Genomic DNA, 8,377 nt, shown 5'->3' with positions numbered 1-8,377 from the left:
TTCGCTCCCCTCCCTAAACTCGCCAGAGTTTGGGGAGGGGATACAGGGGAGGGGCACAATCGCCCGAGACAGACCGATGTTCGCCATTGAGACAGATTGAGCGCTTGCCAAACCGCCGGGCTCCCTCCCGGCCCGTTCTCTCGGCTCGCGGGGACGCTCGCCCTCCCGGCCCGCTCTTTCGGCTCGCGGGGACGCTCGCCCTCCCGGCCCGTTCTTTCGGCTCGCGGGGACGCTCGCCCTCCCGTTTGGCGGCTTTGGCTCGCGGGGCCGCTCGCCCCCCCGGCCCGTTCTTTCGGCTCGCGGGGACGCTCGCCCTCCCGGTCCGCTCTTTCGGCTCGCGGGGACGCTCGCCCTCCTCGCCGCCGGATATCGCAAGGTCAAAGGCCAATGGCGCAAACCTCGCCCAAAACCGCCTCCTGGTATACTCCGCCCATGCAGTTGCCCCTCAACACCATCAAACTTCCGGCAGGATTTCGAATTGCAACCCTCACCGCCAACGTGCCCAACGCGCGGCAGATGGCGCTCGGAGCCAAGAACACCCTCTTCGTCGGCAGCATGTCGGCTGGCGCGATCTACGCTGTTAAGCTTGCCCGAGACTACAAGGCCGAGCGCGTCTACACCATCGCCAGAGGCCTCAACATGCCCTCGGGCATCGCCTTTAACAATGGCGCCCTCTACGTCGCCGCCGTCAACCGCGTGCTCCGATACGACCGAATCGAAGATCGACTGACCGATCCGCCCGATCCCGTCGTCGTCAGCTCCGCCTTCCCGTCCGACCGGCACCACGGTTGGAAGTACCTAGGTGTTGGACCGGACGGCTGGCTCTATGTGCCCGTCGGAGCGCCCTGCAACGTCTGCGAGCGAACCGACCCCAAGTACGCCAGCATCACCCGTATGAAAAAGGACGGAACGGGGCTGGAGGTCTTTGCCAGCGGCGTGCGAAACTCGGTCGGCTTCGATTGGCATCCACAGACCAAAGAACTCTGGTTCACCGACAACGGTCGAGACATGATGGGCGACGACACTCCGCCCGACGAACTGAACCGAGCGCCTAAAAAAGGACTGCACTTCGGTTTTCCTTACCTGCACGGCAAAGATGTCAAAGACCCGCAGTTCTGGACGCGCAGCCGTCGTAGCGATTACACCCTGCCCGTTCAAGAACTGGGCCCCCACGTCGCCGCCATCGGCATGAAGTTCTATACCGGCAAGATGTTCCCGGCCAAGTATCGCAATCAGGTCTTCATCGCCGAACATGGTTCTTGGAACCGCTCGACCCCCATCGGCTATCGGGTCATGATGGTAACCCTTAAGGGCAATGTCGCTACCGGCTACGAGCCCTTCGCGCAAGGATGGCTGCAAGGCAGACGTCCCTGGGGCCGCCCGGCAGACGTGTTGGTTCTGCCCGACGGATCGATGCTGATCTCGGACGATCACGCGGGCGCCATCTATCGCATAACCTATGCGGGCTGAGCAGGGTATACTGTAAGGCAACCGAGGTTTTGGAGGAACGTTTCATGCCAGTGCTGGCTTATATGGGTACGCAAGAGTGGATCATCTTACTGGTGATCGTTATGGTGCTGTTCGGCGCATCGCGCTTGCCGATGCTGGCCCGCTCCATCGGCGAATCGCTCGGCGAGTTCCGCAAGGCCACTCGCGATTCGATCGAAGACGAGAAGAAGGAGTAGCCCGCCCGTGCCGCCCGGCGCGGCCACCGTTCGCTCCACCATCCGCATCGCGTGGCAAGGCATCTCTTGCCACGTCCCCAACACTTGGCGTCTAGAAAGCTTCTCTGGCAACTTCAACCAAGGCGCCTTCACCATCGCCTCGCCCGGCTCCGTCAGATTAGACGTCAAATGGCGGCGCAACGCCCCCCATTGCGATTTAGACGCCGAGCGACGAAAATACCTCTCTCGCCTGGAGTCGGACTTCAAACGCAGACGCATCCCCTTCTCGGCCCGATTGGACGAAGGCTTCGAGTTTAGCTGGAAGACCTCGGAAGCCAAGGGTGCGGGCAAGGCGATCTCGTTCGATTCGACCGTCGTCATCGCTCAAATCTGCGGAGGGCCGCGCGACCCCGTGCCAACGCTCGCGTCAGAAGTGTTCGGACTAATCGCCGACCACGGCACGGAAGACCTCGCGCCTTGGGAAATCTATGGCTTAAGTCTACTGCTTCCTGGCCAAGCGCGACTGACGGCCAACAAAATCCTGTCCGGCCAGACCCGCTTGGAATTCAGAATCGACAAGACCGACCTGATTGCCCTTCGCACAGCCCGCGCGCACCGACTGATCGAAGGACCCGAAGCCGATTGGCCCAAAAGTTGGCTGGGACGCGAGGACTGCGAGATCGTCGAAGTCGAACAGGTGGGCGATATCGACGTTTACCACATGGTCGGCCGCTTTCCCTTGGGAGAGGCCATTCGCCGCCGATCCAAAAGCTACTGCGCCTGCGCCTGGCTCAACGGTTCGGACGCCATCGCTTTAATGACCATAGGCCCCGGCTCCGATACGCTGCTCCAAGAAGTCGTCCAAAGGTCGCTCTAACCCCATGTTCTTCAAAAAACGAACCCCAATGCCCACCAAGGCCCAGATGCTCTCCGCCCGCCCGCTCCGCAACCCCCTGATCGCTTGGGAAGCCTCCGAGACCGGCGCCCTCTTGCGCGCGCCCATCGATAATCGGGGCATCTGGGGCCGTTTGCGCAGGATATTCCGCCTGCGCGACGAAAGGCTGATCGAGCTCGATGCGATCGGCGCCTTCGTCTGGGAACGGCTGGACGGCCAAACCACGGTCGATGGGCTGATCGTGCGGCTGTGCAAGCAGTACAGGCTCGATCGAAAGGAGGCCGAAGCCTCCCTGTTCGCCTTTCTTAAAATGCTATCCGACCGAAACTACGCCGCCCTGTTCGTCAAAAAGCGATGAAAAACGCTCTGCACATCGGCGTGGCGCTTCGGATCAGCCTGCAGAATGCCCGAATCCGCCTCGGTCGCTCGGCCATTACCGCCTCGGGCATTGCCCTGGGCATCGCCTTCTTTACCTTTGTGCGGGCGTCCGCCGCCCTCTCGCCCGGAGCGGCCGATACCGAATCGATCAGCCGCCAAACGTGGCTCTCGGCCGTCAGCCTCATCATGTGCGCCGTGGGCATCATGAACGCCATGCTGATGGCCGTGGCCGAACGCTACAAGGAGATCGGCGCGATGAAATGCCTCGGCGCGACCGATCGCTTCATCGTATTGCTCTTCTTCTTAGAATCGGGAATGCTCGGCGTCGTTGGATCGTTGGCCGGGTTCCTGTTCGGAGCCTCGATGGCCGTCGGAGTTGTAGCATTTCGGGTCGGTCTCGCTCCGGGTTGGCCGATGGCGCTCGCCGGTCTTCTGTTGACGGCGGTAGCGATAGGAGCCCTCTTGACCATCGTCGCCACCTTGCTGCCAGCCTATCGAGCGGCCAAGATGCCCGCCTCCGCCGCGCTGAGGGTCGAGGTTTAGCATGGATTTCGTCGTCCGAGTGCGCGATGTCGTAAAGGAGTACATAATGGGCAAGATCGTGCTCCGCGCCCTCGACGGCGTGCACCTGGACATCGTGCGCGGCGAGTACATCAGTATCATGGGGCCCTCCGGCTCGGGCAAGAGCACGCTGTTCAACATGATCGGCGGGTTGGACAAACCCACCTCCGGCTCCGTCTACATCGACGACGTGGACATGGCGCAACTGGACGCCACCGAACTGGCCTTCCTGCGCTGCCACCGCATCGGATACATCTTCCAAACCTTCAACCTGATACCCGTCATGACCGCGATCGAAAACGTAACGCTGCCCATGATCTTTGCCGGCCTCAACGCCGAAGAGCGGTCCGAACGGGGCGCCGAACTGTTGCGGCTGGTCGGCCTGGAAGCGCGACTGCACCATAAGCCGACCGAACTCTCGGGCGGCCAACAGCAGCGAGTGGCCATCGCCCGAGCCTTGGCCAACAATCCCTCCATCATCCTGGCAGACGAACCGACCGGAAACCTCGACCTCAACACCGGCAAGGAGATCATCGAACTGCTTCGCGCTCTCAACAAAGAACGCGGCGTTACGATCATCTCTGCCACGCACGACCTGAAGATGCTCGATGCCTCCGATCGGATCGTCTGGATTCGAGACGGCAAAGCCGAGCGCGTGGAAGACCGCGAATCGGTCAAACTGAGAGTCGGCGAGTTCGAAGGCCTGCTGGGGTGACAAGTCTAACCGGCAAGCAAGAGGAGATCAACAGCCCAAACTTAGAACGAGTTGCTCCGCATTGCGCAAATCCTCCTGCGTCTGCGGGTCGTCTGGATGGTTTTGGAAGAGAATCTTCGCAAGGCGAAGAACTTCGCGGGCATGCTCGCACGCCGTGGTACGGTCGCCCAGACCTGCGTAAACCTGTGACAGTTTCGCGTGGCTGACGAGCAGATCCCGCAGGCTCTCCGGGGTGGCTCCGAAGCTCTCCACGATTTGACGGCACACGCGCAGGCTCTCGTTGTAGTTTGCGAGCGCGTCCTGCCACTGAAGCAGCGCGCTCTGCGCGTCGCCGACTTTCTCCAGCGAGACGGACAGATCCCGCAGGCTTTCGGGCGTTTCTCCGAACTCCTCCACGATTTGACGGCGAACGCGCAGGCTCTCGTTGTAGTTTGCGAGCGCGTCCTGCCACTGAAGCAGCGCGCTCTGCGCGTCGCCGACGTTGTCCAGCGAGACGGACAGATCCCGCAGGCTCTCCGGGGTGGCTCCGAAGCTCTCCACGATTTGACGGCGCGCTTTCAGGCTCTCGTTGTAGTTTGCGAGCGCGTCCTGCCACTGGCGCAGCGCGCTCTGAACGTCGCCGACTTTGTTGAGCGAGACGGACAGATCCCGCAGGCTTTCGGGCGTTTCTCCGAACTCCTCCACGATTTGACGGCGAACGCGCAGGCTCTTTTGGTATTGGGCCAAAGCGGGCTCCCACTGAAGCAGCGTGCTCTGCACGTCGCCGACTTTGCTCAGCGAGACGGACAGATCCCGCAGGCTTTCGGGTGTTTCTCCGAACTCCTCCACGATTTGACGGCACACGCGCAGGCTCTCGTTGTAGTTTGCGAGCGCGTCCTGCCACTGGCGCAGCGCGCTCTGCGCGTCGCCGACACAGTCGAGCGCAACGCTGTAAAGTTTTCGTGTTTCCGCGTTCGCATCCGCCCGCTTTGCTGCCGGTTCCGTGCGGATTTTCAGCCCGTTCGCCAGCCGACCCGCCGCGCCCAGCTCCCGGAAACTACGCAGGAACAGGAACAGGTCGTGCTGATCCCAAAAATCAAGCGTTTCAAACGACCAGCCTTCCGGCGGCAGGTTCTCCGGCGCCAGTTGCAGCGCGACCGCTTCCGCCTGCATCCAGAGCAGACCCGCCCGCAGGCGTTTGAACAGCAGCCATACCGCCCTCGCCCACGCCTGCCACTCGCCCTCGTTCACATCCGGGGCGCCGCCAGGGCGCAGTTCTTTAACCGCGATGCTCAGCAGCGGAATCTGCTCCGGCTCCGGCACGGTTGCAAGGGCGCTTTCGGTGGAATAGCGGGCGAGCGTTTCGCGCAGGCTCTGGGTGAGCGCGCTTTTGACATGGTCGGGTTCGTTGTCCAGGTGTTCCGCGGCCGCCTGCCGGAAGGCGACCTGATCGAACTCGCTGCCGTCCACCTCTTGCAGGGCATCCAGAAGGGCCTCCCGTTGCGCATTTTGGACGGCCTCGTCATGTTCCTGCCCGTTATAGCAGGGCTGGAAAGCGTTATCCTCGGCATGAGCGCGGGTGAGCCGATGCAGAAACTGCATCCCCTGCCGGCTACCCCATGCGAGGATGGCGCGCACCGCCGGAGGCTGCGAGTCGAACCGCTCCTGCGCCAGGTCGTGCAGTCCCCTAAAGGCTTGGCATTTGCCCATGCCTTCCTCTGTCAGCTCGCTCTCCGCGTCGCTGTTTTTGAACCATGCGGGGTGCTTTTTCGCCTGCAGAATCAGCTCGCGCAGGTAGAGCGGGTGGCCTTCTGCCAGACTCGTGAACTGCTGAACCTGTGCGTCGCTCATTTGGGGGAAGGCGGCGCGGGTAATCGCTGTCAGAGGCACGGCTTTGGACAGGTCTATCTCATGCCATGCGGGCGCATGCTGGCCGCCCATCCGCAGGTCGGGCAGGCGCAGGGTCGGGTCTGCCTTACGATCGCGCGTCTTGAACTTTTGATAATCGCCCGCCCAATGCGTGGCGACGATGAGCAGTTTCCAGCGGTTCGTCAGCGCAATCTGCCAAATCTTCTCAATGACGCTCAGACTGTCGGGGTCTGCCCACTGCGCATCGTCCAATACGATGACGACGGGAACGGTCTGGTGTCGGTCATCGCCCGGATTGAGGACGGCGCGCATCGCCTCGCTCACCCGGTCGGCCAGCGATTCGCGCTCCTGCCGAGCGGCTTGCCCAACGGTCGGAGTAGGAGCGTCTGCCTGTGCTTTGCGCTCTTGTATCTTTTTCCGTATCTCGTTCAGGCTCTTGCCCGCCTTCATCATCGGAATCAGGAGACCGAGCAACCCCAATAGCGCTTCCGTGGTTTCGCCTGCCAGTTCAGTAAAGAGTTTTTTCCACTCCGCTTTTTCCTGCTCCTTGATGTTGCGCGCGTCCTGTCGCAAAGCGATGGCGAACAGGCGGGGCATGATATGGCTGAGATAGGCGGAGACGCCCCCCGTGTGCGCATCGGGTGAGAAGCGAATGCCCCACCAGAGATAGGCAATCCGGTCAATGGGTGATGTATGCCCTTCCAGGCTGGGGTTTACGGCGCTCCGGCGAGGGCGGTTGGGCTCCGGGTCGGCGGTCAGGTTATTCGGCCAGTAGCCGTTCGGGTCTTCGGTTTGGCGCAGGTGTTCGTAGAAATGTTGCACGGCGCGGGTTTTGCCCCATCCGGTTTCCGCTAACAGCACAACGAATTGCGGCTTGCCTGCTTTCGCAGCCGCGTAGAAACTTATCAGTTGTGCGTCTACGTCCCGTTTCGCGTAAAGGTTTCGCCAGTCGGTCATGGCCCTTTCTCTATCGCTCCATGCTTCGGCGGACGGTTAACACTACCTGCTTTTGTGTGTGAGGGCTGCAGGGCCAAGGCGCCCCCTTGACAAACTGCATATCGATGTGATATCATATCGGTATCAAGGGGGTAACCAGTGAACTACGAGAAAGTTGTTCGACCGACATCGGGCGCGATGATGCTGACCCTCACCCTCGCGCTCTTCGTGATCAGCGGGTATGGGATCTACTACGGCATTCGGGTGGTGCACGAGACGAACGTCGCCCAGCCGGGCGCCCTGTACATCATCCTCAGCTCGCTGATCATTACCATCGCGAGCATTATGTGCGGCGGCTTCTTCGTTGTCGAGCCGAACGGCAGCAAAGTGCTGCTGCTATTCGGTCGATACGTCGGCAGCGTCAAAGAGAGCGGCTTCTACTGGGTCAATCCGTTTATGACCAAGCGACCGGTCTCTCTGCGCGCTATCAACTTGGACGTGCAAAAGCTGAAAGTCAACGACCTGGTGGGTAATCCTGTCGAAGTCGGATGCGTGGTGCTATGGCAGGTGCAGGACACCTATCGCGCTGCGTTCGAGGTGCAAGATTACGGCCAATTTGTGGCTTTGCAGAGCGAAACTGCGCTGCGCCATCTGACATCGAGCTACTCCTACGATGCCGACGACGACACCCTGTCGTTGCGTCGAAACACGAGCGAGGTGGCGCAACATCTGAAAGAGGAGATTCAAGAAAGTTTCAATCTGGCGGGGCTAAAGGTGCTCGAGGCACGAATAACCTATCTGGCCTATGCGCCCGAGATCGCAGGCGCGATGCTGCGCCGACAGCAGGCTGCGGCCGTTATTGCGGCGCGACAGCGAATAGTGGACGGCGCGGTCGGCATGGTCGAGATGGCGCTTCAGCGCCTGACCGAAACCGGCACCGTGCATCTGGACGAGGAGCGCAAGGCCGCGATGGTTACGAACCTGATGGTGGTGCTGTGCAGCGAACAGGCCGCCCAGCCGGTGTTGAACGCAGGCACGCTGCACCATTGAACAATGGCCGAACGCAAACAGTTGCTGCTGCGGATCAGTCCTCAGTTATGGGCGGAACTTTCTGCCTGGGCTCAGGACGAGTTCCGCAGCATCAACGGTCAGATCGAGTACGTGCTTCAAGAGGCCGTCCGCCAGCGTCGAAAGAAAGGGTTTAAGGATGAGACTACGGACGAGGACAGTTGATTAGGGAGTGCCCCCGGAACGCCCGGCTCCCGCCTGGCAATCGGGCTCTCGGGAGGGCGAGCGTCCCCGCGAGCCCAAAAGACCCGTCGGGAGGGCGAGCGTCCTCGCGAGCCCAAAACGGACCCGTCGGGAGGGCGAGCGTCCCCG

The 8,377-nt window shown here is 61.5% G+C and carries 9 protein-coding genes; 8 read left to right on the top strand and 1 reads right to left on the bottom strand.

What is annotated here, in order from left to right:
• The first annotated feature begins 387 nt into the window (after positions 1 to 387).
• From HUU60_12670 to HUU60_12645, 6 genes are read left to right on the top strand one after another with little or no spacing between them, the layout of a single operon-like run.
• Positions 388 to 1,470: a sorbosone dehydrogenase family protein gene (locus HUU60_12670; GenBank protein ID NUL83553.1), complete on the top strand. Its 1,083-nt coding sequence runs from the start codon at positions 388 to 390 to the stop codon at positions 1,468 to 1,470.
• Between the two features lie 44 nt (positions 1,471 to 1,514).
• Positions 1,515 to 1,685, top strand: a complete 171-nt coding sequence (locus HUU60_12665) for a twin-arginine translocase TatA/TatE family subunit (protein ID NUL83552.1) — start codon at positions 1,515 to 1,517, stop codon at positions 1,683 to 1,685.
• A 7-nt stretch (positions 1,686 to 1,692) separates the two neighbouring features.
• The gene (locus HUU60_12660; protein NUL83551.1) at positions 1,693 to 2,541 is read left to right on the top strand and encodes a hypothetical protein; all 849 of its coding nucleotides are present in this window, start codon (positions 1,693 to 1,695) and stop codon (positions 2,539 to 2,541) included.
• Between the two features lie 28 nt (positions 2,542 to 2,569).
• Positions 2,570 to 2,917, top strand: coding sequence for a PqqD family protein (locus tag HUU60_12655; protein NUL83550.1), 348 nt, complete (start codon positions 2,570 to 2,572; stop codon positions 2,915 to 2,917).
• A complete protein-coding gene (locus HUU60_12650) occupies positions 2,914 to 3,480 on the top strand; it encodes an FtsX-like permease family protein (GenBank protein ID NUL83549.1) in 567 nt (188 codons plus the stop codon). The genes HUU60_12655 and HUU60_12650 overlap by 4 nt, the downstream gene beginning before the upstream one ends.
• Position 3,481: 1 nt before the next feature.
• Positions 3,482 to 4,213, top strand: coding sequence for an ABC transporter ATP-binding protein (locus tag HUU60_12645; protein NUL83548.1), 732 nt, complete (start codon positions 3,482 to 3,484; stop codon positions 4,211 to 4,213).
• A gap of 27 nt (positions 4,214 to 4,240) precedes the next feature.
• Here HUU60_12645 and HUU60_12640 read toward each other — a convergent pair whose 3' ends face one another.
• Complete coding sequence (locus HUU60_12640; GenBank protein NUL83547.1) at positions 4,241 to 7,018, bottom strand: AAA family ATPase; 2,778 nt, start codon at positions 7,016 to 7,018, stop codon at positions 4,241 to 4,243.
• A 138-nt stretch (positions 7,019 to 7,156) separates the two neighbouring features.
• Here HUU60_12640 and HUU60_12635 point away from each other — a divergent pair, with 138 nt between their 5' ends.
• Positions 7,157 to 8,047, top strand: coding sequence for an SPFH domain-containing protein (locus tag HUU60_12635; GenBank protein ID NUL83546.1), 891 nt, complete (start codon positions 7,157 to 7,159; stop codon positions 8,045 to 8,047).
• A 3-nt stretch (positions 8,048 to 8,050) separates the two neighbouring features.
• The gene (locus HUU60_12630; protein ID NUL83545.1) at positions 8,051 to 8,230 is read left to right on the top strand and encodes an Arc family DNA binding domain-containing protein; all 180 of its coding nucleotides are present in this window, start codon (positions 8,051 to 8,053) and stop codon (positions 8,228 to 8,230) included.
• Positions 8,231 to 8,377 lie beyond the last annotated feature (147 nt).

The organism is Armatimonadota bacterium (assembly GCA_013359125.1).
GTDB lineage: Bacteria > Armatimonadota > Fimbriimonadia > Fimbriimonadales > GBS-DC > JABWCR01.
The sequence above is the reverse complement of the archived record's forward strand: the minus strand, read 5'-3'. Positions and strand labels throughout refer to the sequence as shown.